This window comes from Halomonas sp. M1, assembly GCF_029581375.1.
Lineage (GTDB): Bacteria > Pseudomonadota > Gammaproteobacteria > Pseudomonadales > Halomonadaceae > Vreelandella.
In genome coordinates this window covers 1861302-1886821 of sequence record NZ_CP121119.1, presented here as the reverse complement: position 1 = coordinate 1886821, position 25520 = coordinate 1861302, and the positions used below count along the sequence as shown (strand labels likewise).

Below are 25520 nucleotides of genomic sequence, written 5' to 3'. Positions count from 1 at the left end.
AGGTACGCATCCGCTGCCGGGGACGCCAAGCGTTGCCAGCGGTGAGTGAAGGTGAAAACCTTCGGTTTGTCAGTAGGTTAGAGCGGTTGTTCGGCTCGCCTCGTTCGCTGAATTCAGCCACTGAAAAACAGCGGTTGACAACCACCAGGAAATGCGTAGAATACGCCTTCCTCGCTGAGGCAAGCCAGTTCAACGGCAAGCCGGTTATGTTAGCGAAACGCTCTTTAACAATTTGATCAGGTAATTCATGTGGGCGCTTGCCGATGAGGGTGATAAATCACCAAATATCAAGGCAAGCGGTCATGAAAACGTAAGTTTGAATGAATTCGTTTGAACCTTGAGCCAAGTTTGATGCGCTTTTGTTGCTTTCGGCTAGTCCTTAAGTAACGAGCAAGCATCACAATGATTTTAAACTGAAGAGTTTGATCATGGCTCAGATTGAACGCTGGCGGCAGGCCTAACACATGCAAGTCGAGCGGTAACAGATCTAGCTTGCTAGATGCTGACGAGCGGCGGACGGGTGAGTAATGCATAGGAATCTGCCCGATAGTGGGGGATAACCTGGGGAAACCCAGGCTAATACCGCATACGTCCTACGGGAGAAAGGGGGCTTCGGCTCCCGCTATTGGATGAGCCTATGTCGGATTAGCTAGTTGGTGAGGTAATGGCTCACCAAGGCAACGATCCGTAGCTGGTCTGAGAGGATGATCAGCCACATCGGGACTGAGACACGGCCCGAACTCCTACGGGAGGCAGCAGTGGGGAATATTGGACAATGGGGGAAACCCTGATCCAGCCATGCCGCGTGTGTGAAGAAGGCCCTCGGGTTGTAAAGCACTTTCAGCGAGGAAGAACGCCTAGGGTTGATACCCCTAGGAAAGACATCACTCGCAGAAGAAGCACCGGCTAACTCCGTGCCAGCAGCCGCGGTAATACGGAGGGTGCAAGCGTTAATCGGAATTACTGGGCGTAAAGCGCGCGTAGGTGGCTTGATAAGCCGGTTGTGAAAGCCCCGGGCTCAACCTGGGAACGGCATCCGGAACTGTCAAGCTAGAGTGCAGGAGAGGAAGGTAGAATTCCCGGTGTAGCGGTGAAATGCGTAGAGATCGGGAGGAATACCAGTGGCGAAGGCGGCCTTCTGGACTGACACTGACACTGAGGTGCGAAAGCGTGGGTAGCAACAGGATTAGATACCCTGGTAGTCCACGCCGTAAACGATGTCGACCAGCCGTTGGGTGCCTAGCGCACTTTGTGGCGAAGTTAACGCGATAAGTCGACCGCCTGGGGAGTACGGCCGCAAGGTTAAAACTCAAATGAATTGACGGGGGCCCGCACAAGCGGTGGAGCATGTGGTTTAATTCGATGCAACGCGAAGAACCTTACCTACTCTTGACATCCTGCGAACTTGTGAGAGATCACTTGGTGCCTTCGGGAACGCAGAGACAGGTGCTGCATGGCTGTCGTCAGCTCGTGTTGTGAAATGTTGGGTTAAGTCCCGTAACGAGCGCAACCCTTGTCCTTATTTGCCAGCGCGTAATGGCGGGAACTCTAAGGAGACTGCCGGTGACAAACCGGAGGAAGGTGGGGACGACGTCAAGTCATCATGGCCCTTACGAGTAGGGCTACACACGTGCTACAATGGCCGGTACAAAGGGTTGCCAACTCGCGAGAGTGCGCTAATCCCGAAAAGCCGGTCTCAGTCCGGATCGGAGTCTGCAACTCGACTCCGTGAAGTCGGAATCGCTAGTAATCGTGAATCAGAATGTCACGGTGAATACGTTCCCGGGCCTTGTACACACCGCCCGTCACACCATGGGAGTGGACTGCACCAGAAGTGGTTAGCCTAACGCAAGAGGGCGATCACCACGGTGTGGTTCATGACTGGGGTGAAGTCGTAACAAGGTAGCCGTAGGGAACCTGCGGCTGGATCACCTCCTTAAACGATGCATTATCCTCGCGGTAAGCGCTCACAATGAATTACCTGATCAGAATGCTGTTGATGAGCAGTGATAAACGCTCTTTCACACTAAAAAAGAAGAAAAGACCTTTCTTTTTCTTTTGATGTTGAAAATACGATTCGTTTATCACTGCTTATAGCAGTCGCTCTTTAACAATGTATATCATGCTGACATAAACACTTCGTAGAAGTGTTTATACGTAATTGTTTTGTGATACGTCTCAAGCGTATCCGGCAATCGTTATTATTGCGAACCCCAGACTCCTTCGGGTTATAGGGTCAAGCAATTAAGCGCACACGGTGGATGCCTAGGCAGCCAGAGGCGATGAAAGACGTGGTAGCCTGCGATAAGGCTCGGCGAGGTGGCAAACAACCTGTGACCCGGGCATTTCTGAATGGGGAAACCCACTCAGCATAAGCTGAGTATCTTACGCTGAATATATAGGCGTAAGAGGCGAACCAGGGGAACTGAAACATCTAAGTACCCTGAGGAAAAGAAATCAACCGAGATTCCCCTAGTAGCGGCGAGCGAACGGGGACCAGCCCTTAAGCATGTGACTGATTAGACGAACGCGCTGGGAAGCGCGGCCGTAGCGGGTGATAGCCCCGTAGTCGAAAATCTGATCATGTGAAATCGAGTAGGTCGGGGCACGAGAAACCTTGACTGAAGACGGGGGACCATCCTCCAAGGCTAAATACTCCTGGCTGACCGATAGTGAACCAGTACCGTGAGGGAAAGGCGAAAAGAACCCCGGAGAGGGGAGTGAAATAGATCCTGAAACCGTGTGCGTACAAGCAGTAGGAGCAGACTTGTTCTGTGACTGCGTACCTTTTGTATAATGGGTCAGCGACTTATATTCAGTGGCGAGGTTAACCGTTTAGGGGAGCCGTAGGGAAACCGAGTCTTAACTGGGCGACACAGTCGCTGGATATAGACCCGAAACCGAGCGATCTATCCATGAGCAGGGTGAAGGTTGAGTAACATCAACTGGAGGCCCGAACCAGGATCTGTTGAAAAAGATTTGGATGACTTGTGGATCGGAGTGAAAGGCTAATCAAGCTCGGAGATAGCTGGTTCTCCTCGAAAGCTATTTAGGTAGCGCCTCACGTATTACCGCCGGGGCAGAGCACTGTTTCGGCTAGGGGGTCATCCCGACTTACCAACCCGAGGCAAACTCCGAATACCGGTGAGTACAGCGTGGGAGACACACGGCGGGTGCTAACGTCCGTCGTGAAAAGGGAAACAACCCAGACCGTCAGCTAAGGTCCCCAAATCCTGGTTAAGTGGGAAACGATGTGGGAAGGCTCAGACAGCTAGGAGGTTGGCTTAGAAGCAGCCATCCTTTAAAGAAAGCGTAATAGCTCACTAGTCGAGTCGGCCTGCGCGGAAGATGTAACGGGGCTAAACCAGGTACCGAAGCTACGGGTTCACACTTAGGTGTGAGCGGTAGAGGAGCGTCGTGTAAGCCGATGAAGGTGAATTGAGAAGTTCGCTGGAGGTATCACGAGTGCGAATGCTGACATGAGTAACGATAAAGGGAGTGAAAACTCCCTCGCCGGAAGACCAAGGGTTTCTGTTCGACGCTAATCGGAGCAGAGTGAGTCGGCCCCTAAGGCGAGGCCGAAAGGCGTAGTCGATGGGAAACGGGTCAATATTCCCGTACCGGACATGATTGCGATGGGGGGACGGAGAAGGCTAGGTGAGCCAGGCGTTGGTTGTCCTGGTGAAAGTGAGTAGGCCGAGGTGCTAGGAAAATCCGGCACCTTAAAGCCGAGACACGAGATGAACTGACCACGGTCAGGAAGTCACTGATGCCACGCTTCCAGGAAAAGCCTCTAAGCTTCAGATCATGTGCGACCGTACCCCAAACCGACACAGGTGGTCAGGGTGAGATCCCAAGGCGCTTGAGAGAACTCGGGTGAAGGAACTAGGCAAAATGGTGCCGTAACTTCGGGAGAAGGCACGCCGGCGTAGGGTGATGAGACTTGCTCTCTAAGCCCGAACCGGTCGAAGATACCAGGTGGCTGCAACTGTTTAGTAAAAACACAGCACTCTGCTAACTCGTAAGAGGACGTATAGGGTGTGACGCCTGCCCGGTGCCGGAAGGTTAAATGATGGTGTTAGTCCTCGGACGAAGCTCTTGATTGAAGCCCCGGTAAACGGCGGCCGTAACTATAACGGTCCTAAGGTAGCGAAATTCCTTGTCGGGTAAGTTCCGACCTGCACGAATGGCGTAATGATGGCCACGCTGTCTCCACCCGAGACTCAGTGAAATTGAAATCGCCGTGAAGATGCGGTGTACCCGCGGCTAGACGGAAAGACCCCGTGAACCTTTACTATAGCTTCACACTGGACGCTGATGTTGCCTGTGTAGGATAGCTGGGAGGCTTTGAAACCCGGACGCCAGTTCGAGTGGAGCCAACCTTGAAATACCAGCCTGGCATCATTGGCGTTCTCACTCAGGTCCGTTATCCGGATCGAGGACAGTGTGTGGTGGGTAGTTTGACTGGGCGGTCTCCTCCCAAAGAGTAACGGAGGAGCACGAAGGTACCCTCAGCACGGTCGGACATCGTGCAGTGAGTGCAAGAGCATAAGGGTGCTTGACTGCGAGACAGACACGTCGAGCAGGTGCGAAAGCAGGTTCTAGTGATCCGGTGGTTCTGTATGGAAGGGCCATCGCTCAACGGATAAAAGGTACTCCGGGGATAACAGGCTGATACCGCCCAAGAGTTCACATCGACGGCGGTGTTTGGCACCTCGATGTCGGCTCATCACATCCTGGGGCTGAAGTCGGTCCCAAGGGTATGGCTGTTCGCCATTTAAAGTGGTACGCGAGCTGGGTTTAGAACGTCGTGAGACAGTTCGGTCCCTATCTGCCGTGGGCGTTGGATGTTTGAGAAGAGCTGCTCCTAGTACGAGAGGACCGGAGTGGACGACCCTCTGGTGTTCCGGTTGTCACGCCAGTGGCATTGCCGGGTAGCTATGGTCGGACAGGATAACCGCTGAAAGCATCTAAGCGGGAAGCCCCCTTCAAGATGAGACATCCCCGAGGACTTGATCCTCCTAAAGGGCCCAGCGAGACCAGCTGGTTGATAGGCACGGTGTGGAAGCGCTGCAAGGCGTTGAGCTAACGTGTACTAATGGCCCGTGAGGCTTGACCCTATAACACCCAAGGGGTCTGGTCGTAGTAGTAACGAGAACCGGATACGCGCATCAAGCCCAGGGCTTGATAGAGACGCACACAAACACGTCAGCATGATATACATCGCCAGTTACGCCTGACGACCATAGCGAGCGTGAACCACCTGATCCCTTGCCGAACTCAGCAGTGAAACCGCTTAGCGCCGATGGTAGTGTGGGGTCTCCCCATGCGAGAGTAGGTCATCGTCAGGCACTTATACGAAAAATCCCCCAGGGCTGATGCCTTGGGGGATTTTTTTTGATTGGAAATATTAGTTAAATATTAGTTAGCCGCAAATAAAAAGCCCTACTGCGAGCAGCAGTAGGGCTGAAAAGGTTCTAACAGGGAGTGCTTAGATTAGCGGCAGATCGCTTCCAGTGCCTCTATTAAGCTATCCATTTCATCATCGGTACCGATGGTGATGCGCAGGAAGTTGTTGAGTATGTCAGTGTTGAAGTGACGTACCAGTACTCCCCGTTCGCGAAGGCCTGCAAACAGCTGTGCGCCCTCAAATTTGTCATGCTGAGCTAGCAAGAAGTTGGCTTTTGAAGGTAGCACCTCAAAGCCGAGGTGCTCAAGCCGTTGGCGGGTGCGTTCGCGTGTGGCAATCACATTATCTCGGCAGGCGTTAAAATGCTGTGTGTCTTTAAGCGCCTCAATTCCCACTAAACTCGCCAAGCTATCTACTGGGTAAGAGTTAAACGAGTCTTTCACTCGCTGTAGGCCCTCAATCAGCTCAGGCGAACCAATGGCGTAGCCTAGCCGTAAGCCTGCTAGGCTACGGGACTTTGAGAATGTTCCAGTAACAAGTAAATTTGGATAGCGGTTAATTAAGGCCACCGCACTCTCTGCGCCAAAGTCCACGTACGCCTCGTCCACTAACACCACGCGATCTCTCACTCGCTTGAGCAGTGCTTCGATAGTCTCAAGGGAGTGGGCGTGTCCGGTGGGTGCGTTGGGATTAGCAAAAATAACGCCGCTGCGCTCGGAGGCGTTGGCAAGGGCATCGGTGTCAACTTCCCACTTAGCGTTCAGCGGGTGCTTGCGCAGCGTGATACCGTATAAATTGGCGTAAACAGGATAGAAGCTGTAGGTGATTGACGGTACGTCTAACGGCGCGTCGTGGCAGAAAAAAGCCTGGAAGGCAAAAGCCAGTACTTCATCAGAGCCATTGCCTACGAATGTTTCCTCTACGCTTACGCCATAGGTGGTGGCAAGGGCTTCACGTAGCGCTCTTGAGGTGGGGTCTGGATAAAGACGCAGGTGATCAGTGGCGTACTCACGCAGCGCTTCGCTCACCCCAGGGGCAGGCGGATACGGGTTTTCATTGGTATTCAGCTTGATGACACGTTCACGGGGTTGTTCACCCGGCACGTAAGGGGTTAATTCCCTAACGGCGGGACTCCAGTATTGGCTCATAAGGGTAACCTGATTATCCTAATAGTAATGGCACCATGGTCGCCCGATGGCTGTCAGAGCGCAAGCATTCCAATATCGGAGGGCCACAACCTCTCATCCATCTTGACTAGGGGTGGGCGTTGCACCTTGTAGCGGTTATGCTGTCATAAGCGCGCGAAAAAAATGTATGTCCAACACGATAAGGAGACACCCAATGCAATTCAGGAGTTTGCTAGCCGGTTCGGCTATGTTGGCACTGCTGGCGGGCTGCGCAGCTGGCCCAACGGAACAGCGCGAAGAGGCAGGTATCAGCGGATCACAGGTTAACTACCAGGGCACACTGCCGTGTCGTAACTGTGACGGCATCGACCTAGATGTACACTTGACGGGCGAAGAGGCGAGCGCTCCGGAAGAAAGGACGTTCACGTTAGACGCAACTTACCGTAACCATCCCCAAACACCCCCGGATGAAAACTATGCGGGCAACTGGGAAGTGCTGAGGGGTACACCTTCTGATCCAGATGCCACGGTATATGAGCTGACGCCAGATGGCGATGGTCAGATCTATTACTTCATGCGTATTGATGAGCGCACGCTTGAGCTAATTGACCCTGAGCGTCGTCGTTTTGAAAACGGCGAGATGCTGCAATTACAGCGTCAGTAGTGCGGATGTAACGTGTAAAGGCGGCCACTGGCCGCCTTTTGTTTTTCTGCCCGCAGTGAATTCGACAGGAGCAAAATGGCGGTGGCAAAAGCGAAAAGTGCCTTTGTATGTACCGAATGCGGTGCTGAGTATCGAAAGTGGCAGGGCCAATGCAGCAGCTGCCAGGAGTGGAATACGCTTAGCGAGATTCGTTTGGCCAGTGCGCGGCCTGGCAGCGGTGCTGCCACCGGCAGGAGTGGTTACGCCGGCGACTTATCCCGGGACGTCGTAGATCTGAGCAATGTAGATCTAAGCGAAGTGCCACGCTTGTCCTCAACCTTTGCCGAGTTTGATCGTGTCTTGGGCGGTGGTTTGGTGCCTGGCTCTGCAGTACTGCTGGGGGGCAATCCTGGGGCAGGTAAGTCCACGCTGCTGCTTCAGACGGCCTGTAAGCTGGCTCAGCAGCGGCGTATTTTATATGTCACTGGTGAAGAGTCGCTTTCTCAAGTTGCCATGCGAGCACACCGTCTGCAGTTACCCACTAGTGGGCTGCAAATGCTGGCTGAAACCAGCGTCGAAACTATTTTGGCCGTGGCGGATCGCGAAAAGCCTGAGATTTTAGTGATCGACTCTATCCAAACGATGCACCTTGAAGATATCAGCTCGGCACCGGGGGGGGTGGCTCAGGTGCGTGAGTCTGCGGCTGCCTTGACGCGCTTTGCCAAGCAAACCAATACCGTCTTGCTGCTGGTAGGCCATGTGACCAAAGACGGCACTCTCGCGGGGCCGAAAGTGCTTGAGCATATGATTGATGCTTCGCTACTGCTTGAAGGCGGTGCCGACTCACGCTTTCGTACTCTGCGGGGGCAAAAAAACCGCTTTGGTGCGGTGAATGAGCTAGGCGTCTTTGCGATGCTGGAGCAAGGCTTAAAAGAGGTGAAAAACCCCAGCGCGATCTTTCTTTCTCGCCCGGAGCAGCAAGCGCCAGGTAGCCTGGTGATGGTGGTTTGGGAAGGCACACGGCCTATTTTGGTTGAGGTACAGGCATTGGTAGACGAGTCTGCACTGGGTAATCCTCGCCGCGTGGCGGTAGGGGTAGATCAAAATCGCCTAGCAATGCTACTGGCGGTGCTTAATCGCCATGGCGGACTATTTACGGGCGACCAGGATGTCTTTCTCAATGTCGTGGGTGGGGTGAAGGTACTTGAAACCAGTGCTGACCTTGCAGTGCTGCTCGCAGTGGTCTCTAGCCTACAAAACCGCGCCCTGCCCAAAGAGCTGGTGGTATTTGGCGAAGTGGGTTTGTCAGGAGAGATCCGCCCTGTGCCAAGCGGCCAAGAGCGTATTTCCGAGGCGGCAAAGCACGGGTTTTTACGCGCGATTGTGCCCCGGGCCAATGCGCCAAAACAGGCTCCCAAGGGGATGGAGGTTATCCCTGTCGATAAATTGAGCGATGCCCTAGATGCGCTCTAGCGTAAGCTATGCTGAATGTGATGGCTTTGTTGAGTAACGTCTACGAAGCTAATGTAAGGATTAAGTTAAAGAATAAGGAGAGGCATCATGAGCACGATTCGGTTAACCCAATATAGCCACGGAGCGGGCTGCGGCTGCAAAATTGCCCCTGACATACTGGACAGCATACTTGCCAAAGCGGGGCCAGGGGCTGGCAATAAGCGGCTAATTGTGGGGAACCAGGGGCGTGAAGATGCCGCAGTGTATGACCTGGGCGATGGCCGGGGCATGATTGCAACGACCGACTTTTTTATGCCCATTGTCGATGACCCCTTCGATTTTGGTCGGATAGCCGCCACCAATGCGATTAGCGATGTGTATGCCATGGGCGGCACACCGGTCATGGCGCTGGGTATTTTGGGCTGGCCGTTGGATAAGCTCAGCCCTGAAATTGCCGGCGATGTAATAGCCGGTGCCCAGGCAGTCTGCCGTGAGCTGGGTGTTGCTCTGGCAGGGGGCCACTCGATAGATGCCCCAGAGCCAATGTTTGGCCTAGCGGTCAATGGGTTGGTAGACCTCGCTAACTTAAAACTCAATAGCCAGGCTAAGCCCGGCGATATGCTGTTCTTAACTAAATCCCTAGGGGTTGGGTTATTAACCACCGCTGAAAAACGTGGCTTATTGGAAGCGGGGCATCACGGCCTTGCCCGTGAAACAATGCTCAAGCCTAACAATATTGGTATTGATCTAGCCAAGGTGAAGGGGGTCAATGCGATGACCGATGTGACCGGCTTTGGCTTAGCAGGGCACTTGGCAGAAATGTGCAGTGCCAGCGGGGTGATGGCTCAAATTGACTTTCGCCGCCTTCCACGTCTAGCCGAAGCTGAAGCCTATCGTCGCCAGGGGGCGGTGCCCGGAGGTACGCAACGTAACCGTGACGCCCTTGGGAAGGCGCTGCCTGCGATGGACGACCCCCACTGGCAGTGGCTATGCGACCCACAAACCTCGGGCGGCCTGCTGATTAGCGTTGATCCGGCCTGGGAGGACGATGTTGAACGTATCGGGCGTGATCATGGAATAACCCTAGTGCCCTTTGGCGTGATGAAAGCACCCCAGGGAGACGCGCAAATAGAGGTTATTGGATGACCCTCCCTACCATCCCAGCATCGTTAGATCTTATCGGGGCAGGCCAGCCGTTAATTGATGTACGCGCCCCGGTAGAGTTTTCCCAGGGCAGCCTGCCCGGTGCGGTTAATTTACCGCTAATGGTCGATGAAGAGCGTCACCAAGTGGGCCTTACTTATAAACAGCAGGGCCAGGCTGCTGCGATTGCGCTAGGAGAATGCTTGGTCGGCGGGGAGGCAAAGCAAGCGCGTATTGCCGCTTGGCAGGCCTACCTTGACCGCTACCCAGACGCCGTTATTTATTGCTTTCGGGGCGGGTTACGTTCGCAAATTGCACAGCAATGGCTAGCGGAAGCAGGTGTTCAAAGGCCGCGTATAGACGGTGGCTGGAAAGCGCTGCGCCACAAGCTCTGTCAGCGCATAGACGCCGCCGCTGAGCAGCCTATTTTAGTGGTCGCGGGGCTCACCGGCTGCGCCAAAACACAGCTGATCAACCAACTGCCTAATGGCATTGATTTAGAAGGATTTGCCAAGCACAAAGGCTCCGCGTTTGGGCGTCAGCCGGAAGAGCCCGCCACCCAAATCGATTTTGAGCACGCCTTAGCCAAGCGTTTAATCGGGTTGCCAGATAAGCTGGTGGCAGAAGATGAGTCGCGCCAAATTGGCAACGCTAATATTCCACTAACGTTTTGGCAAGCACTGCAGAAGGCACCGCGTATCCGTATTGAAATGCCGTTGGACTGGCGACTGGATCAGTTGCGGCGAGACTATATTGAAGCCCTTGAGCAGGGTTATACCGCCCATTATGGGCAACAAGAAGGGTGGCAACGAATGCAGAACCAATTAGCCAACGCCCTTGAGCGTTTAGCTAAGCGGTTAGGCAACGCCCGTTTACAGCGGTTGCAGCGGCTACAGCGTATGGCCTTCAGTGCTCATGCAAAAGGCGATGTGCAGGCTCACGAGGCGTGGCTTGCCCCGCTGCTCACCGAATATTACGACCCGCTTTACCGCTATCATCTTGAAAAGCAGCGCGATAGCTTGCCCGTTGAGCTGCACGTGGGTGACTGGGAGAGCTGTTTAGACGCCGCTAAGCAGTGGGGCGTGGATCAGTAGAGTGCTTAGCGGCGGGGGCTTTGTCTCTGACGGGTTATTTAGGCGGCTTTCAGCCACTGAGTCATCACGCGATCAAGCAGTGGTGCTAAACGGATAAAGCGGGTGGGGTCTTCGAATATTTGTTGGTCTGTTTGGATAAAGTAGCCAGTAGCACCGCTTTTTGGTTGGGGTCGTTGAGCGTGTTCAAGCAGGGCTGCTACGCTAGCGCGCGTAACTTCTAAGTGGCACAGAAGGCCCACCACGCGCCCTGCATCCCACGAAAACCCTTGCAGCGGTGCCGCTGCACTCCCCCCTAGCGGCAGCGCTTCATCCGGCAGGCTAAATACATAGCGGTGCCATAAAAACGCTTCGAACTGCTCAGGCAAGTCGATGGTGCTCTCTGGGGCCAGGGTGATCTGATGCCAGCCAGTTTCAGGGTAGGTGCCGGGCGCTACCACCGCGCCGAGAGCCTCCGCCGTCCACAGTGCTCCCAATCCGATACCCAGCAAGGGTTTTTGGCCATCCAAATAGCGGTTGATCAGTTTATTTTCGGCTTTAAGCCAACGGGGTGGCTCACTTAACAACTGCTCTGGGCCATCGAGTACAATAAGGGCATCGCATTCACCAAGGCGTGGTGTAAGTTCGCCCGCATAAAGATGAAAAACGGTGTAACTATGACCCATGCTCTCAAGCCAATCGGTAAGACGAGCGGGGCCATGGTCAGGGCCGTGCTGTAGCAGATGAATATGCATGATAATCTCCTCGCCGGCCGGCACATCAAACGCGGTGGGGCTTCCCGTCGCGACTATACGACGATAACGTATAGCGTTCATTTCACCAATATCGTGAATCAGGAAATCAGCATGGTGGCTAAACCTTTAGGATTTTATCAGCGGCTGCAACTCTTGCCGTTGCCCGCTCAGCAAGCCTTTATGGCCGCACTTTGTGAGCGGCTGCTGCCCAATTATGCGCTGTATGAGCAAACCACGGGCCATGGCGACGGCCACACGCTGCGTACAGTGCTCAGTTTAGTATGGGAACGCCTAAGTGTACCCAACGCTAGCATCGACTTTGCTCGCCAGGCAGAAAAACTAGCCGAATGCGAGCCGCCGGAAGAAGACGACAGCTTTGGTGCCCGCCGGGCGTTAGATGCCGTGGTCTCGCTTTCTGCATTGCTTGATACGCTGCAGGGCGAATCCGCCGAAGCCGTGCTGGATGTTAGCCGTACTTCTCGGGCTGGGGTGCGTGCTTTTATTGAGCTGACCGAAGGCGAAGAGGATGCCCAGGCGCTTGCGCTGATTATTCGCGACCACCCACTCATGGCAGATGAAAATGACTACCAGGATGCAGTGCTTGAGGCCGTAAGTGAGCCGATCACCAAAGCCTCGCTCAAAGAGATTCGTCAGTTGGGTCGCAACGGCGGTATTAGCAACTTAGGGTTGTCACTCAACGAAGAGGACGAGTAGCCGGTTGATTAAAAGCGCCAGCCTGCCACTACCATCATGCCTGCAGTGCCAAAAACGATAAGGTCCGATTCAAAATGCCCCCACTGTATGCCAATGCTAGGCAGTGCAGCTGGGGCAATTTCATAACGGTTAAAAGGGATTTTGTCGCGATACTCACCTTTATAACCGCGCAGCAAGCCACCCGTTAGTTTGGCTCTTAGCTGAATGTTCTCGGTTAACTGGCCCAGCGGGAATTCACGGCCACCGTAGAAGTACCACGTTGGCTGGTCGAAGGAGTTTTTAAACCACGCAGCCCCGGCTAACCAACGGTCAGGGTTGTGCAACTCAATACTCACTAAGTTTTGTTGATTCGTGTGTTCTGGATCTGGATCGAAGTGGCGCGTTAATAGGCTGGTTTGTACCAGCATATGATCAAGTTCCAGTGCGGGGGGCCAGTCGGGCATAGAGAAGGCTGAGGCAGTCGCACTCAGCCAAATTCCTGCCAACCCACCTATCCATGGATAAGCGCGGGGCATGACAAACTCCTAGAGCCGCATTTCAATGCCGCGTTCCGCCATATAGCGCTTTGCTTCGGGAATTGTGTATTCACCAAAGTGGAAAATGCTCGCCGCCAGCACCGCATCGGCACCGCCTTTGAGTACACCATCGACAAGGTGATCCAAGTTGCCCACGCCGCCAGAGGCAATCACCGGTACGCTCACCGCTTCGGAAATTGCATGGGTAACCCCCAGGTCAAAGCCAATTTTCGTGCCATCGCGGTCCATGCTGGTGAGCAACAGTTCGCCTGCGCCAAAGTCGACCATTTTTTTGGCCCACTCAACGGCATCCAGCCCAGTAGGTCGCCGTCCACCATGGGTAAAAATTTCCCAACGGTCTGGTTCGCCGTCTTTGGAGACCTTTTTAGCGTCAATGGCGACCACAATGCACTGACTTCCAAAGCGCTCAGCGGCTTCCCGAACAAACTCTGGGTTGGTCACTGCGGCGGTATTGATTGAGACCTTATCGGCGCCCGCGTTCAGCATGGTGCGAATATCATCGCAAGTACGAATACCGCCACCAACAGTGAGGGGAATAAACACTTCGCCAGCGATGCGTTCGACCATTTCAACCGTTGTCGCGCGGTCTTCGTGGCTGGCGGTAATGTCTAAAAACGTAATTTCGTCGGCGCCTTGCAGGTTATAGCGCTGAGCGATTTCAACGGGGTCGCCGGCATCGCGAATACCTATAAAGTTAACGCCTTTCACCACGCGCCCAGCATCTACATCCAGGCAGGGAATAATGCGCTTGGATAAGCTCATTTGTGGCCTCCCGTCAGTTGATCGCTCAAGCGCTGGGCTTCTGCTACATCTAGGCTGCCTTCATAAATGGCGCGGCCGGTAATGGCGCCTAGAATGCCGCTATCCGCTACGTCGCAAAGCGCGTGAATGTCATCCAGGTTGGTTACGCCGCCTGAGGCAATCACCGGCAGGCCGCCTTCGCGGGCAAGCGCGGCGGTGGCTTCAACGTTCACGCCCTGCATCATGCCATCCCGGGCGATGTCGGTATAAACAATGCTGGAAACGCCGTCGTTAGCAAACCGCTTGGCAAGCTCGGTTGCCTTAATAGATGAGACTTCTGCCCAGCCGTCGGTGGCCACATAGCCATCTTTAGCATCTAGACCAACAATAATGTGGCCGGGGAAAGCGCGGCACATTTCACTAACGAATTCCGGCTCTTTAACAGCTTTTGTGCCAATAATGACGTAAGAGACACCCGCGCTGAGGTAGTGCTCAATGGTTTCAGCGGTGCGAATACCGCCGCCAATCTGAATGGGTAGGTTAGGGTAAGCGCGGGCAATGGCGGTGACCGCATCACCGTTGACCGGCTTGCCTTCAAAAGCACCGTTGAGGTCTACCAAGTGCAGGCGTCGAGCGCCCGATTCGACCCAGCGGGCAGCCATTGCTACTGGGTCATCGCCGTAGGACGTTGAGTCTTCCATGCGGCCCTGTTTTAAACGCACACACTGGCCGTCTTTGAGATCAATCGCGGGAATTATCAACATAGTGAAACCTCTCAGGGCGTCCAGGTGACAAAATTTTCTAGCAGGCGAAGGCCTGCACGGGAGCTTTTTTCTGGATGGAACTGCACAGCAAAGGTGGCGTCTCGGCCAATCGCCACGTGGGCGTTAACGTTGCCATACTGGGTGGTGCCGAACACCTGAGCGTCGTCAGCTGCATTTACGAAGTAACTATGCACAAAGTAGAAGTGCTCGTAATCGTCAATGCCTGCCCATAGCGGGTGGTCATGATGCTGGGCAACGAGGTTCCAACCCATGTGAGGGACTTTTAAGCGCTGGTCATGCTCGTCGCGCATATTGGCTGGAAAGCGGTCAACGCTACCTTGAAAAAAGCCTAGGCAGTCTACGCCACCATTCTCTTCGCTGCGCTCCATCAACATCTGTTGACCAACGCAGATGCCCAGCAAGGGTTTAGCTTGGCGGCTAAGAATATCGTCCACTAAACCACGCAGTTCGGTGCGCTCAAGCTCGCCGACACAGTCGCGAATGGCGCCCTGGCCGGGTAGCACTAGGCGCGTGGCGCCCAGAATGCGCCGTGGGTCGCGGGTGATAATCACATTTTCATGGGTGACGTGTTCAAGCGCCTTTGCCACAGAGTGCAGGTTGCCCATTCCATAATCGATTACCGCAATGGTCATGAAGCGCTCCTTATTGTTGCGGGCAAGCAGCCACTAGCAACCAAACCGTTAGAAAGCGTGCTCAGCATTATAAGCTTCCTTTGGTAGACGGCATTTGGCCCGCCATGCGTGGGTCTTCTGCCACCGCCATGCGCAGCGCACGGCCAAAGGCTTTAAAAATAGTTTCAGCCTGGTGGTGAGCATTAAAGCCTTTTACATTGTCGATATGCAGCGTGACACGCGCATGGTTCACAAAGCCCTGGAAAAACTCCCAAAAGAGTTGAGTATCCATCCGGCCAATGGTATCCCGGGTAAAGTCGACATTCATGAAAAGCCCTGGACGGCCAGAAAAATCAATCACTACCCGAGAGAGTGCTTCATCAAGCGGTACATAGGCGTGACCGTAGCGGTAAATGCCGCGTTTATCGCCGATTGCTTGGTGAAACGCTTGGCCTAGGGTAATGCCCAGGTCTTCAACCGTGTGGTGGTCATCAATATGCAGGTCTCCGTTGGCCTGAATATCGAGATCCACCATCCCATGTCGCGCCACTTGATCAAGCATGTGGTCAAGAAACGGGACGCCGGTTTCACAGCGGAGGCGGCCTTCGCCATCAAGGTTGACGCTGACCGTAATCTGCGTTTCGTTGGTGTCACGGCTTACCGTGGCAATACGCGCTGACATGTTGCATCTCCTGCGCTGGGGCGCACTCTGAGGGGGTGTCGGTGGCTAGTAGGCGACTTCACCGCCGTATAATCAAGGCATAACCTTCGGCCAAAGCGACCATTATAGAGAATCGGCGGCCCCATCCGCTACAATGCGCGAAATGTAGCCGCCTTTTGTGGCGGTAAAATAGCAGCCTTGCTGCGTTGGCAAAGAGGATTTCACCATGCCGGTGACACTGCAGTATGTCGACCAGGCCCGTTGGGAAGCTGAAGAACAGGTGCGGATCGACTTGGTGCGCATTTACGAAGATGCCCCTCAAGAACGTATGCCTGCCCCAACGGTCATGCCTTTCATAGAGCAGTATTTAAAAGAGCCACGTTTTTTTGCCTGCGCACATTTCAACGACCGCTTGTTAGGCGCAGTAGCCGTACAAGAAGCCGCTGACCGTGCGTGGTGGCTTTCGGAGCTGTGTGTACGAAAAACTACCCGGCGCCGAGGGGTAGGCACACGGCTAATGGCCTTATTAGGCGAGCAAGCAAAACAAGAGGGGCGGGTTTTGCGTATCGCCACCACAACGCTTCCGCTTGCTGACCGTGTTCTGCTCTCTAAAATGGGGTACCGGCCAGTGGCCAGCGAGCAGCCCCCCGAGCCAGGCGCCCCGGCCACCAGCGACTTTGTTGAGCTAGACCCACAAGGAAAAGGGTAAATGAGACAGCTATTACGTATTTTGCTGGCGGCGATTGGTATTCTCGCCATCGCCGCAGTGGCGGCTGTGGTGTATGTCACCACTTTTTTAGACCCAGAGGACTTCAAGCCCCGTTTAACCGCTGTTGTGGAAGAGCAAACTGGGCTTAACCTGTCACTTGAAGGCCCGATTAGTTGGTCATTTTACCCTCGTATTGGCGTTAGCGTTGAGCGCGCTCGCGCATGGCTGCCAGAGCAGTCGCCCGATGATGCTTCCTTTGCTGCCATTGAACGCGCAGAGGTGAGCGTTGCCTTTGCGCCACTACTAAGAGGTGAGATCGCCGTTGATGGGTTAACCCTCGACGGTATGCGGCTCAACCTTGAGCGTAATGCAGAGGGTGAGGGTAACTGGCAGCCGCTGCTTGACCGCTTAGCTGAACAAGATAACGACGCTGCTGAAACCGTGCTGGCGCCAGCAAGTGCTGGCCCTCATGCTGATGCGGGCAACCTTTCCGTGGTACTTAATATTGCAAACGTAGAAGTAAAAGGCGCCGATATTCGCTTCCGTGACGAGCAAAGCCAAGCACTGTGGCGGGTGCAACCCCTTAATATTTCCGGTAGCAACGTCAATCCTGTGCGCTCGTTTCCATTAAAAGCGATGTTTACGCTCACCAAACACAATCGTTTGGATGCGGAAGCGTTAGAGCGTACGCCCGAGCTAACCAGTGAGGTGAGCCTGGAAACTCGCCTGCGGTTGGGGTTAGATGAAGAGCGTTTAACCTTTGAAAATACCCAGCTAACCACACGCACTCGGCGCGCTAATGAGAGCGACCCACAGCAGCTAAGTTTAAAAGCGTCGGAAATGGTTGCCCGCATGGGCGAACAGCAACTTACCATCAATGAAGGTGTGTTAGAGGCCGGGCTGCGCCACCCGGAAAACTGGCAGGGCAGCCTTGCGCTTTCCCTTGCCTTTGGCTTGGAGAGCAACTGGGGCGCACAAACGGCTCAGTTAAAAGATGCTCAGCTTACTGGGCCAGATGGCCTGCGGGTGAGTGGTCACTTGAATGTTGAGCAGTGGCTGGAGGCGCCGCAGTATCGGGGGCAGCTGACCGCCGCGCCCTTCACTCTGAGGCCCTGGCTCTCACGGGCCGGTATTACGCTTAATACCACTAATGAAGCAGCGCTTAGTGATGTGGCGATGACCAGCCCGGTTGAAGGCAATATGCAGCAAGTTTCCCTGCCTCGCCTCTCCTTAGTAGTGGACAGCAGTACCTTCACCGGCGCCGCATCCGCAGCGCTTGACGGCACGCAGCTAAACTTCAATTTAGAAGGCGACCAACTCAACCTGGATCACTATTTGCCAGGGCGGGTGACGGCTCAGCAAGCCAGCCGTGGTTTGCTGCGTAAAGCCTTTGCCCAAACAGAGGGCGCACTGCTGCCCCAGGAGTGGCTGAGTACGCTGGACCTGGAGGGCGACCTGCGCCTTAGCCAACTCCAATTGGCTGGGCTAACGTTTGATGAGCCCAGCCTTCAGCTACGTGGTGCCGATGGCGTTCATCAGCTATCCGCATTCGAGTCGCGCTTTTATGGCGGCGAACTCAATGCCACTGGGGGGCTTGATGCCAGTGAGAGCAGGCTCCAATGGCAGTTCTCCCCCCGTATTGTCAACGTGCAGGTTGCGCCACTCATTGAAACCTTTAGTGAGGGCGATTCGCCGCTGCGTGGGCGCTTCAACTTGGAAGGTGCGCTCACCACCCAAGGCAATACCCGCGAAGTGCTTACCAGTAACCTTAATGGCGAGCTAACCGCTAGGCTAAATGATGGCGCAATTTTAGAAACCAATATCTCCCGGGAAATGTGTGAACTTGTGGCCCAGTTAGAAGGAGAAGGCACGCTACGTGACTGGCATACCGATACACGCTTTGAGCGCTTTGATGCCACTCTGAACGTGCGCAATGGCGTAGTGGCTAGCGATGATCTGCTGATCACGTTGCCAGGTATCAATGTCCAGGGTGAAGGTGAGTTCAACCTTACGAGCATGGATTTCGTTACCCGAGCGAATGCGCGTTTGGTCGACACTGCCGACGCCGCCTGCCAAGTGAACCCGCGTTTAGCAGAGCTGCCCCTTCCCATGCTATGTGAAGGCCACATAGGGGATGACAAAGCCCAATGGTGCCGCTTTGACCGTGACGCCTTCCAAGCTTCGGTAGTGAGCCTGCTGCGTGATGAAGCCGGTAGCCGAGTGTCCGAAGAGCTAGAAGGGCGGTTAGGCGACTCTCTAGACCGTATTGATGAGCGCCTAGGAGAAGGCGCTGGCCAGGAACTGCGAGAAGGTATTCGCCGCCTGTTCAACTAAACCTTCAGGCACCGTCTGAAGATGCAATAGATGCTGCGCCGGCCCTAACATGCCGGCGCTTTTTTTCGTAGTTATCGTCCCAAGGAATTCGTATGGCAGATACTCCGACGCCGTGCATAGCGGCGGAAGCGTTCCAACGCCGCTTGCTCAACTGGTTCGATCAGCATGGCCGTCATGACTTACCGTGGCAGACGCCGCGCAGTGCCTACCGGGTGTGGGTATCAGAAATTATGCTGCAACAAACCCAAGTTGCCACGGTGATACCCTACTTTGAACGGTTTATGGCGCGCTTTCCTACCTTAGAGGCGCTAGCGAAGGCGCCCCAAGATGAGGTACTGCACCTGTGGACGGGGCTTGGCTATTACGCCCGTGCCCGCAACCTGCATAAAGCAGCCCAAATCGCGCTACACGAGCACAGTGGCGCGCTACCCACTGAAAGCGTTGAGGCGCTGATGGCGTTGCCTGGCATTGGCCGCTCTACCGCTGGCGCCATCATTGCCCAAAGTACTGGCCAACGGGCGGCGATTTTAGATGGCAACGTCAAACGCTCGCTCACTCGCCTGCACGCTATTGCCGGATGGCCAGGTAAGCCTGCGGTTGAGCGCGAACTTTGGGCCCTTGCCGAGTACTACACGCCCAAGACACGCCTAGCTGACTTTACTCAAGCAATGATGGATTTCGGCGCAACGCTGTGTAAGCGTAGTAAGCCGGACTGCCCGCTTTGCCCGTTTAACGATGTATGCCGTGCCTATGCCCAAGGCGAGCCGCAGCGATTTCCTGAATCCAAGCCTAAAAAAGCCCTGCCTCAGCGTGAAACCATCATGTTAATGCTGAGCGACAGAGAAGGGCGGGTGTGGCTAGCACAACGGCCGCCTAGCGGCCTGTGGGGCGGCTTATGGAGCCTACCTCAATTTGAGACACACGCTGCGCTGAACGACTGGTTAGAAGACCATGTGGTAGCCCCTGAGCGCCATGCAGCGCTGCCGAGCTTCACCCATACGTTTAGTCATTTCCGTCTCGTTATTACGCCACAGCCGGTCAGTTGCGATAGGCTAGGCGGTATTCGTGAAGACGGCGTATGGTATGACGTCAATCACCCACCTTCGCTAGGTTTAGCCGCACCGGTAAAAGCGCTGCTAAGCCAGCGGGTGCCGTTTGCCCTAGACCCAACGCCGGGGCCATCGCGCTAACGCTACGTGCCTTTACGCGTTGTATACGGCCATTATTTCCTTAACACCATAAGTAGGAGCACCTCATGAGCCAGATGGTTTTCTGCCGCAAGTACCAAAAAGAGCTGCCCGCTCTCCCATTTCCACCGCTACCAGGTAAGCAGGGCCAAGAGATCCAGGCCACGGTTTCCAAACAAGCGTGGGAAGAGTGGCAGGCGCTACAGACGCGCCTAATCAATGAAAAGCACTTAAATATGCTGGAACCCGAAGCGCGCGCCTACCTGATGGACCAAATGCAGCGCTACCTGGATAACGAAACAACCGACCAAGCAGAAGGCTACGTGCCACCCACGCAAGCCTGATGCAATAATTACTACGCGACTTCGCTGCTAACAAAAAGCTCTAAAAGCCACGAATGGCGTGGCTTTTATTCTTTTATCACCAGAAACAAGACTGCCCTAACCGTGTGACTAGAAAGAAAGTTTCACAAAGGTGTTGACGAAAAGCGGCGTTTTTAGTTTAATACGCACCGTTGGCAGCGGCCAGATAGCTCAGTTGGTAGAGCAGGGGATTGAAAATCCCCGTGTCGGCGGTTCGATTCCGTCTCTGGCCACCAAACGTTGGGGTATCGCCAAGTGGTAAGGCACCGGTTTTTGGTATCGGCATTCCCAGGTTCGAATCCTGGTACCCCAGCCATTGCCAACAAGATTTCTTGTTGACTGACTAGCTTAAACGTAAACCAGTCAAATTCTCAAGAAAACGTGAAGCGCCGACATAGCTCAGTTGGTAGAGCAACTGACTTGTAATCAGTAGGTCCCGGGTTCGACTCCTGGTGTCGGCACCACTAAAAGTGGTTATAAAGCAAAGCGTTAGAGAACATGATCAAGCCGCCTTAATAGGGCGGCTTTTTCGTGCGTGCGAAATACGCTTCTACTGTTCGTGTACTCTGTATCCCTGTAAACGCGCGCCGCATTTGGCATAGCCTTGCACGATACTTGGCACTAGCGCCTGGCGGCTGTAGCATTCTATTTCGCGGCATATTTGGCATGACAATATTTATAACCAGTTACGCTTTGCATGCTCGGCTTTGTAATCGCATGTAGAGCAGGTGTAATAGACACTCCCCTTCGTCATAACTGACTTTTTGCCTTCCTCTCTACACGCTGGGCAGATGTTGTGCTTGGGATTGTCCTCAGTGACGTGCTCATCTTTAAGCTCCAGGACGAACCCGCCTAGTTCTGTCTCTTTCAGACGATAATGCTCAAAGCGTTCTTCTTTACTTAGCTTGCCCTTAAGCTCCCTGTTTTCGTCTATGAGCCGGTGGTGCTCTGTGAGTAGGTCGAGGAGATCGGACTGAGCAGAAGTTAGCTTACCCATAATGTCACTCATCGCGGCACTTAGTTGTGCCTGATCATTCACGTCTTTGGCTGTCCGTGCTAGATCAAGTGCCCCTTTGATAGCCGCTACTGTTGCTCCGATCTCCATACTTACTCTCCTGATTATTTCAAAACAATCCCGCCGGTTCGGCATCTACATCCCAGCTGAAGATCAGCACCTCTTTGGCGTCTGAGCCTTTGCCGCCGCCGACGGTGTAGCGTATGTCGGTGGTTTCGATGTGGTAGCCCGCGAAGATCCGGCGGATGTCTGGGTGGTCGTTGAGGCTGATGATGGCCTTGCCTTTAAGCTTGGCCAACATGCTGGCCATTTCCTCGTACTGTTCTATGCCAAAGGGTACCCCATATCCTTCTGTCTGCCAGTAGGGTGGGTCCATATAGAAGAGGGTGTGCGGTCGGTCATAGCGTTCAATGCAGGCCTGCCAGCTTAGGTGCTCTATAAAGGTACTTGATAAACGCAGGTGGGCTGCTGAGAGCGTCTCCTCTAGGCGCAGCAGGTTCAAGCCTGGTGGTGTGGTGGTGGCAGTGCCAAACGTTTGGCCTTCGATGCGGGCACCGAAAGCGTTCTGCTGTAGGTAATAGAAGCGAGCTGCACGCTGTATGTCAGTGAGCGTTTCAGGCCGTGTCATTTTCAACCACTCAAAGACCTGGCGACTTGAGAGCGCCCACTTAAACTGCCTTACGAACTCTTCTAGATGGTTCTGCACAACACGGTAGAGGTTTACTAGGTCTCCGTTCACATCGTTAAGTACCTCGACGTCTGCGGGCGAGGGGCGCAGGAAGAACAGCGCGGCCCCTCCTGCGAAGGGCTCTACGTAGCACTGGTGCGGTGGCATCAGGGGAAAGATACGATCAGCGAGGCGGCGCTTGCCGCCCATCCAGGGAATGATTGGGGTAGCCACGAGGCGTCTCCTTGGGTGGTTTGGAGCTCGTGGCTCTCTGTTGGTGTATGTGCCTGCAGCGCGGGCACTTTATTTCTATGAACTGGTAGTCGCTGATGTTGGCCAGCTTGCGGTTGCACTGCTTACAACGGATTTCAATTAACACCATGTCAAGCCTATAACGAATCTAACGTTTGGCTTAGACTCTCTAACGCCTAGCTAGGCAGGGGAGTCTTGGCCGACTTGCAGGTGTGTTGCTTGTTGGTGGCTACCTTGGGTGTTACCGCACCTTAGGTGGCCACTCCTCTTCTGCTACATTATCTATGTATGGCCCCGTTCAGGGGGATGTCCGGGTTTTAATATGTAGCGTACAGTGGCATAGAGATATGGCCCCGCTCAGGGGGATTCACGCTCACAGGTAAGCGTTATAGCCCGCCCGCTTGAATAAAGAGGCTGTCTACGTCTTGTTTTGATAGCCCTAGCGCATTGCCGATGGCTAGCAGCTGTGGGTTGTTGCGCTCCCAGATGCTGGCCTTGTCTAGCCAGTTACGCGCTAGTTTTCGCTCTACGGGGTCGGTGATGCCGTTGATGGCGTCATCGACTTGTTCGTCCAGCCCGCTGCGTATTAGCTGCTCCATGCCCTGCCTGCTAGTAACAGCATCGGGTACAGGTTGAACATGCACCACCTTGGGGGAGTAGAGGCCTGTCGACTCATCATAGTGCAGCAATGATTTAGCCTGTTGTTGACTGTCAAAGCGGTAATAATAGGTAAGGCCGCCCTTAAACACTCGCTGAGGCACGTCGGGGGTAATCCTATATTCATCCACATTACTTAACTCTTGAGCACTGTTAATGTGAAAGCCAGCGAGTGGAACAGCGGGCGATACGACACTGCCATCATCATCGAACACGGCTTCCTGGTAATAAAGTGTACCTATAACGTCTAGCACTTCTTCGTCCCCTATACGGTTAAAGCGACGGCATCGCTCACTGGGAGCATGACCGGGTAAATTGAAATGCGACGAAACAGCATTTGGCTAACTGGCGGGCCTGTTCTCTGGGCTAGCTCTAGCTGGGTTAAGCTTGCCGGTCGCGCACCCTGCAGCGAAGGGTCGTACCAATAGATCTCGCCGTTGATGCACAGGTAGGCGGCATTTTGCGACCAACCGAGCGCTACTCGAACGGGTACGGAAAGATCAACGCCGCTTTTGCCGACCGAAACTCGATTTACCCCCCCCGAGCGAACTCGAAAAGCTATTAATTCTGTTACAAAACGCAAATCTACTTGTTCGTTTTGGGTGCCGTTATTCAGCGCGATTATCGTCTGATCAAAGCCTGACCGGCCTGTTAAAATGGCCAGCGGTTGAAATGACAAGTAGAGCGTCCCGCTCTCGCTGTTTGCAAGGCTTCCAACGTCTAAGCTGAACAGATCCTCTGTTCTGGATACCTGAGCCCCCCCTGTGAGGATGGTAGAAGTTGGGTCAGCAAAGGGTTCAAAACTCGCGCGACGCACGCGAACTCCCGACACGCCATCACCGATATATGTGGCGTTTCCGTTGCCACCGGTCGGCCCAAAATAAATATTAGTGCCCACCACACCGGTGTAATTTCGTAGAATGACGCTTACGGTGCAGCGTACATAGCCATCTCGCCGCCGCTTGATCGTTGCTCTCGCATCTCCATTATCGAGCGCATTAAGACTTGCAGTGTCGTTGACAAGGTCAAATTGCACTAGGGCACCGGGTAGTGCGTCATCACCAGTGATCGCGCGGACGAGAACGGCAATCGCGCGGCGGTTTTCATCCGGCAGCACATCCACAGAATAGCTCACACCCCTTGAGACTGATGTAACGCTAATGTCTCTGCGTAAACGTGACTGTGAAGATGTGACTGTTTCGACCAGTTTATGGCTAACGCCCACTGTATCGACCGTTAGGCCGATTTTCTGCCATGGACTCGCGGCAAAGTCTTCAGAGTGGGTCAGTAAATTTGTAGATGGTGGCTCAATTAACAGGCCCCGGCGTACACCTGTCAGTGGGTCATAGCTAAAGTGGGGCACATCAGCAGGCACCACCTCTCGGCGGCAAAACGGTCCGTCTCGTTCAGTCTCGCTTAAACGCGAAAAGTCAGGCACCAAGGTTGAAAAGGTTTGCTGCTGCAATCCCTCATCGCTTAGCGACCAATACTGGTTTTTATAAAAATCTAATTCCAAGCCGGGCTGAATCACAGGTGCAAATTTCGCTTGAATTTGTTCAGCGTACCCAGCTGCTGTTAATGCATGACCCTGCGCAGTTGTGCTAGCGTCCTCAGCTCTGTCCGCATTAGCCGCCGCCGCGTCGATTTTTACAGCGTATTGAGCGGTGTAGCCTGCCATGGCTACGGTTTGGCGCAGACAGGGGATAAAGCGCGTTGTATAACCTAGGCCGTCCAGGCCAGTGTCTGGATGGGCGTCATCGGTGTAGGTCTTGCCATCGCCGCCGAGTGCGACCGGGAATGTTACGCTCGCCATTTATAGGATCTCCAGTAGTGACATCGCGTGCTCATAGTTCGCGTGGTATGGGTGCGTGATGCCGTTGAGTTCGGTTTGCTGGGCAATCATTGCTCGCGCAAAGTTGGTAGGTGATGGTCTCGGTGACCATAGGTAGAGGATCTCGCCGACGATGTCTTGCGTGCGTTGCAAGCGGTGGATGCGCAGAAATGCCTCGTCTTCAGTCAGGTTCGATAGCTGAAAATTAACGGTGCGCTTGGGCGTAACGCGGCGGGCGTAGCCGGTGCGTTTTGGGTCGCCAGCGCGGGTAATTTGGGTACCGCTGTCGTAGCCGTGGCTGACGTTCCAGTCGAGGTTCTTGATGGGCTGCCAGACGTCGGCGGGCATCACGCGGCCTAGCATGATGGCTCCGTCTGGGTTCGAGGTATCGAGCAGCTCGACATGCAGGCTGGTGCCCAGCAGGCGCTCCTCAAATAGCACCGGTACTAGGGGCGTGTACTTGGTTCGGTCATCCTCTGAGAGACGACGGTTCCAGAAATTGTCGTTTCCCCAGATCACGTCATCTAACCCATACAGCACGGGCCAGACGTTTTGCCAGCCTGTATCTGCAATCAGATCGGTGTGGCCTGCGTCGCGGTAGACGCGCACTCGTATCGTCGCGGTGGCGCTCAGGTTATGGGCATAAATTGCCAACACTTGTAGCCGCTCACGCTTGGGTAGCGTGATTGAAAACTGAGTTGCCTCTGGGTCTAATGAGGTGGTTTTAGCGACGACAGACGTACGATCGTCTTGCACGTGCGCTAACGGTAATGTGCTCACCCAGCTACCGCCGCTGACTACGGCGTCATCGATGTAGTTAGGCCAGCACAGCGCTATTTTATTCGGATCAAGTGCCAT

At 54.3% G+C, this 25520-nt stretch carries 21 protein-coding genes, 3 tRNA genes and 3 rRNA genes; 15 read left to right on the top strand and 12 right to left on the bottom strand.

Translation table 11 applies throughout. The features are described 5' to 3' along the window. Positions 1 to 410: 410 nt before the first annotated feature. The 3 genes from P8S54_RS08600 to rrf all read left to right on the top strand — a co-directional run bounded on the left by P8S54_RS08600 (position 411) and on the right by rrf (position 5351). Positions 411 to 1939, top strand: a 16S ribosomal RNA gene (locus tag P8S54_RS08600). A gap of 295 nt (positions 1940 to 2234) precedes the next feature. Then, a 23S ribosomal RNA gene (locus tag P8S54_RS08595) occupies positions 2235 to 5120 on the top strand. Between the two features lie 115 nt (positions 5121 to 5235). Next, positions 5236 to 5351: ribosomal RNA gene (rrf, locus tag P8S54_RS08590) — 5S ribosomal RNA — on the top strand. The 16S, 23S and 5S rRNA genes sit together here, the layout of an rRNA operon. A 145-nt stretch (positions 5352 to 5496) precedes the next feature. On the opposite strand, the gene hisC is transcribed toward rrf, so the two are convergent. Then, positions 5497 to 6558: a histidinol-phosphate transaminase gene (hisC, locus tag P8S54_RS08585; protein ID WP_082429692.1), complete on the bottom strand. Its 1062-nt coding sequence runs from the start codon at positions 6556 to 6558 to the stop codon at positions 5497 to 5499. 193 nt (positions 6559 to 6751) lie between these two features. Between hisC and P8S54_RS08580 the strand changes: the two genes are divergently transcribed. The 4 genes from P8S54_RS08580 (at position 6752) to mnmH (ending at position 10869) form a co-directional block, all read left to right on the top strand. Further along, positions 6752 to 7201 (top strand): copper resistance protein NlpE N-terminal domain-containing protein, encoded by a 450-nt coding sequence (locus tag P8S54_RS08580; protein ID WP_281441390.1) that lies wholly within the window; start codon positions 6752 to 6754, stop codon positions 7199 to 7201. Positions 7202 to 7282: 81 nt separating this feature from the next. Further along, complete coding sequence (gene radA, locus P8S54_RS08575) at positions 7283 to 8653, top strand: DNA repair protein RadA (protein WP_281444082.1); 1371 nt, start codon at positions 7283 to 7285, stop codon at positions 8651 to 8653. Between the two features lie 87 nt (positions 8654 to 8740). Beyond that, a complete protein-coding gene (gene selD, locus P8S54_RS08570) occupies positions 8741 to 9778 on the top strand; it encodes a selenide, water dikinase SelD (protein WP_009101278.1) in 1038 nt (345 codons plus the stop codon). Further along, on the top strand, positions 9775 to 10869 hold the full coding sequence (gene mnmH / locus P8S54_RS08565) for a tRNA 2-selenouridine(34) synthase MnmH (protein WP_281444048.1): 1095 nt from the start codon (positions 9775 to 9777) through the stop codon (positions 10867 to 10869). The genes selD and mnmH overlap by 4 nt, the downstream gene beginning before the upstream one ends. A gap of 38 nt (positions 10870 to 10907) precedes the next feature. Here mnmH and P8S54_RS08560 read toward each other — a convergent pair whose 3' ends face one another. After that, a complete protein-coding gene (locus tag P8S54_RS08560; protein ID WP_281444047.1) occupies positions 10908 to 11600 on the bottom strand; it encodes a type 1 glutamine amidotransferase in 693 nt (230 codons plus the stop codon). A gap of 111 nt (positions 11601 to 11711) precedes the next feature. On the opposite strand from P8S54_RS08560, the gene P8S54_RS08555 reads away from it, so the two are divergent. Continuing rightward, positions 11712 to 12314 carry a YjaG family protein gene (locus tag P8S54_RS08555; RefSeq protein ID WP_009101285.1) on the top strand — a complete coding sequence of 201 codons (603 nt, stop codon included), beginning with the start codon at positions 11712 to 11714 and terminating at the stop codon, positions 12312 to 12314. 8 nt (positions 12315 to 12322) lie between these two features. On the opposite strand, the gene P8S54_RS08550 is transcribed toward P8S54_RS08555, so the two are convergent. From P8S54_RS08550 to hisB, 5 genes are all read right to left on the bottom strand, one after another. Beyond that, a complete protein-coding gene (locus P8S54_RS08550; RefSeq protein WP_009101287.1) occupies positions 12323 to 12829 on the bottom strand; it encodes a hypothetical protein in 507 nt (168 codons plus the stop codon). A gap of 9 nt (positions 12830 to 12838) precedes the next feature. Then, positions 12839 to 13612, bottom strand: coding sequence for an imidazole glycerol phosphate synthase subunit HisF (hisF, locus tag P8S54_RS08545; RefSeq protein WP_009101289.1), 774 nt, complete (start codon positions 13610 to 13612; stop codon positions 12839 to 12841). Further along, on the bottom strand, positions 13609 to 14355 hold the full coding sequence (gene hisA, locus P8S54_RS08540) for a 1-(5-phosphoribosyl)-5-[(5-phosphoribosylamino)methylideneamino]imidazole-4-carboxamide isomerase (RefSeq protein ID WP_281444046.1): 747 nt from the start codon (positions 14353 to 14355) through the stop codon (positions 13609 to 13611). Before hisA ends, hisF begins: the two co-directional genes overlap by 4 nt. A gap of 11 nt (positions 14356 to 14366) precedes the next feature. After that, positions 14367 to 15008 (bottom strand): imidazole glycerol phosphate synthase subunit HisH, encoded by a 642-nt coding sequence (gene hisH / locus P8S54_RS08535; RefSeq protein WP_281444045.1) that lies wholly within the window; start codon positions 15006 to 15008, stop codon positions 14367 to 14369. Between the two features lie 67 nt (positions 15009 to 15075). Beyond that, on the bottom strand, positions 15076 to 15669 hold the full coding sequence (gene hisB / locus P8S54_RS08530) for an imidazoleglycerol-phosphate dehydratase HisB (protein WP_009101297.1): 594 nt from the start codon (positions 15667 to 15669) through the stop codon (positions 15076 to 15078). Positions 15670 to 15874: 205 nt separating this feature from the next. On the opposite strand from hisB, the gene P8S54_RS08525 reads away from it, so the two are divergent. The 7 genes from P8S54_RS08525 (at position 15875) to P8S54_RS08495 (ending at position 20704) form a co-directional block, all read left to right on the top strand. After that, positions 15875 to 16357: an acetyl-CoA sensor PanZ family protein gene (locus tag P8S54_RS08525; protein ID WP_281444044.1), complete on the top strand. Its 483-nt coding sequence runs from the start codon at positions 15875 to 15877 to the stop codon at positions 16355 to 16357. Continuing rightward, a complete protein-coding gene (locus P8S54_RS08520) occupies positions 16358 to 18691 on the top strand; it encodes an AsmA family protein (RefSeq protein ID WP_281444043.1) in 2334 nt (777 codons plus the stop codon). It begins immediately after the preceding gene. 92 nt (positions 18692 to 18783) lie between these two features. Next, complete coding sequence (gene mutY, locus P8S54_RS08515; protein ID WP_281444042.1) at positions 18784 to 19881, top strand: A/G-specific adenine glycosylase; 1098 nt, start codon at positions 18784 to 18786, stop codon at positions 19879 to 19881. Between the two features lie 65 nt (positions 19882 to 19946). Beyond that, the gene (locus P8S54_RS08510) at positions 19947 to 20222 is read left to right on the top strand and encodes an oxidative damage protection protein (protein ID WP_009101306.1); all 276 of its coding nucleotides are present in this window, start codon (positions 19947 to 19949) and stop codon (positions 20220 to 20222) included. Between the two features lie 178 nt (positions 20223 to 20400). Further along, positions 20401 to 20476 (top strand) — tRNA-Phe (locus tag P8S54_RS08505). A 5-nt stretch (positions 20477 to 20481) separates the two neighbouring features. Further along, positions 20482 to 20556 (top strand) — tRNA-Gln (locus P8S54_RS08500). Positions 20557 to 20628: 72 nt separating this feature from the next. Then, a tRNA-Thr gene (locus P8S54_RS08495) sits at positions 20629 to 20704 on the top strand. Positions 20705 to 20916: 212 nt separating this feature from the next. Here P8S54_RS08495 and P8S54_RS08490 read toward each other — a convergent pair. The 5 genes from P8S54_RS08490 to P8S54_RS08470 form a co-directional block, all read right to left on the bottom strand. Further along, positions 20917 to 21345: a hypothetical protein gene (locus P8S54_RS08490; RefSeq protein WP_281444041.1), complete on the bottom strand. Its 429-nt coding sequence runs from the start codon at positions 21343 to 21345 to the stop codon at positions 20917 to 20919. A gap of 19 nt (positions 21346 to 21364) precedes the next feature. Further along, positions 21365 to 22156 (bottom strand): DNA adenine methylase, encoded by a 792-nt coding sequence (locus tag P8S54_RS08485; protein WP_281444040.1) that lies wholly within the window; start codon positions 22154 to 22156, stop codon positions 21365 to 21367. A gap of 404 nt (positions 22157 to 22560) precedes the next feature. Further along, positions 22561 to 23085: a hypothetical protein gene (locus P8S54_RS08480; protein WP_281444039.1), complete on the bottom strand. Its 525-nt coding sequence runs from the start codon at positions 23083 to 23085 to the stop codon at positions 22561 to 22563. A gap of 11 nt (positions 23086 to 23096) precedes the next feature. Beyond that, complete coding sequence (locus tag P8S54_RS08475) at positions 23097 to 24644, bottom strand: hypothetical protein (protein ID WP_281444038.1); 1548 nt, start codon at positions 24642 to 24644, stop codon at positions 23097 to 23099. Continuing rightward, on the bottom strand, positions 24645 to 25520 hold the full coding sequence (locus P8S54_RS08470) for a hypothetical protein (protein WP_281444037.1): 876 nt from the start codon (positions 25518 to 25520) through the stop codon (positions 24645 to 24647).

Excerpts from the sequence above, each read along its gene's own strand:
- P8S54_RS08525 (WP_281444044.1), top strand. The coding sequence starts at position 15,875 with ATGCCGGTGACACTGCAGTATGTCGACCAGGCCCGTTGGGAAGCTGAA.
- P8S54_RS08470 (WP_281444037.1), bottom strand. The coding sequence starts at position 25,520 with ATGGCACTTGATCCGAATAAAATAGCGCTGTGCTGGCCTAACTACATC.
- hisF (WP_009101289.1), bottom strand. The coding sequence starts at position 13,612 with ATGAGCTTATCCAAGCGCATTATTCCCTGCCTGGATGTAGATGCTGGG.
- hisH (WP_281444045.1), bottom strand. The coding sequence starts at position 15,008 with ATGACCATTGCGGTAATCGATTATGGAATGGGCAACCTGCACTCTGTG.
- hisB (WP_009101297.1), bottom strand. The coding sequence starts at position 15,669 with ATGTCAGCGCGTATTGCCACGGTAAGCCGTGACACCAACGAAACGCAG.
- P8S54_RS08580 (WP_281441390.1), top strand. The coding sequence starts at position 6,752 with ATGCAATTCAGGAGTTTGCTAGCCGGTTCGGCTATGTTGGCACTGCTG.
- hisC (WP_082429692.1), bottom strand. The coding sequence starts at position 6,558 with ATGAGCCAATACTGGAGTCCCGCCGTTAGGGAATTAACCCCTTACGTG.
- hisA (WP_281444046.1), bottom strand. The coding sequence starts at position 14,355 with ATGTTGATAATTCCCGCGATTGATCTCAAAGACGGCCAGTGTGTGCGT.
- P8S54_RS08475 (WP_281444038.1), bottom strand. The coding sequence starts at position 24,644 with ATGGCGAGCGTAACATTCCCGGTCGCACTCGGCGGCGATGGCAAGACC.
- selD (WP_009101278.1), top strand. The coding sequence starts at position 8,741 with ATGAGCACGATTCGGTTAACCCAATATAGCCACGGAGCGGGCTGCGGC.
- P8S54_RS08550 (WP_009101287.1), bottom strand. The coding sequence starts at position 12,829 with ATGCCCCGCGCTTATCCATGGATAGGTGGGTTGGCAGGAATTTGGCTG.
- P8S54_RS08520 (WP_281444043.1), top strand. The coding sequence starts at position 16,358 with ATGAGACAGCTATTACGTATTTTGCTGGCGGCGATTGGTATTCTCGCC.
- P8S54_RS08560 (WP_281444047.1), bottom strand. The coding sequence starts at position 11,600 with ATGCATATTCATCTGCTACAGCACGGCCCTGACCATGGCCCCGCTCGT.
- P8S54_RS08510 (WP_009101306.1), top strand. The coding sequence starts at position 19,947 with ATGAGCCAGATGGTTTTCTGCCGCAAGTACCAAAAAGAGCTGCCCGCT.
- P8S54_RS08555 (WP_009101285.1), top strand. The coding sequence starts at position 11,712 with ATGGTGGCTAAACCTTTAGGATTTTATCAGCGGCTGCAACTCTTGCCG.
- mutY (WP_281444042.1), top strand. The coding sequence starts at position 18,784 with ATGGCAGATACTCCGACGCCGTGCATAGCGGCGGAAGCGTTCCAACGC.
- mnmH (WP_281444048.1), top strand. The coding sequence starts at position 9,775 with ATGACCCTCCCTACCATCCCAGCATCGTTAGATCTTATCGGGGCAGGC.
- P8S54_RS08490 (WP_281444041.1), bottom strand. The coding sequence starts at position 21,345 with ATGGAGATCGGAGCAACAGTAGCGGCTATCAAAGGGGCACTTGATCTA.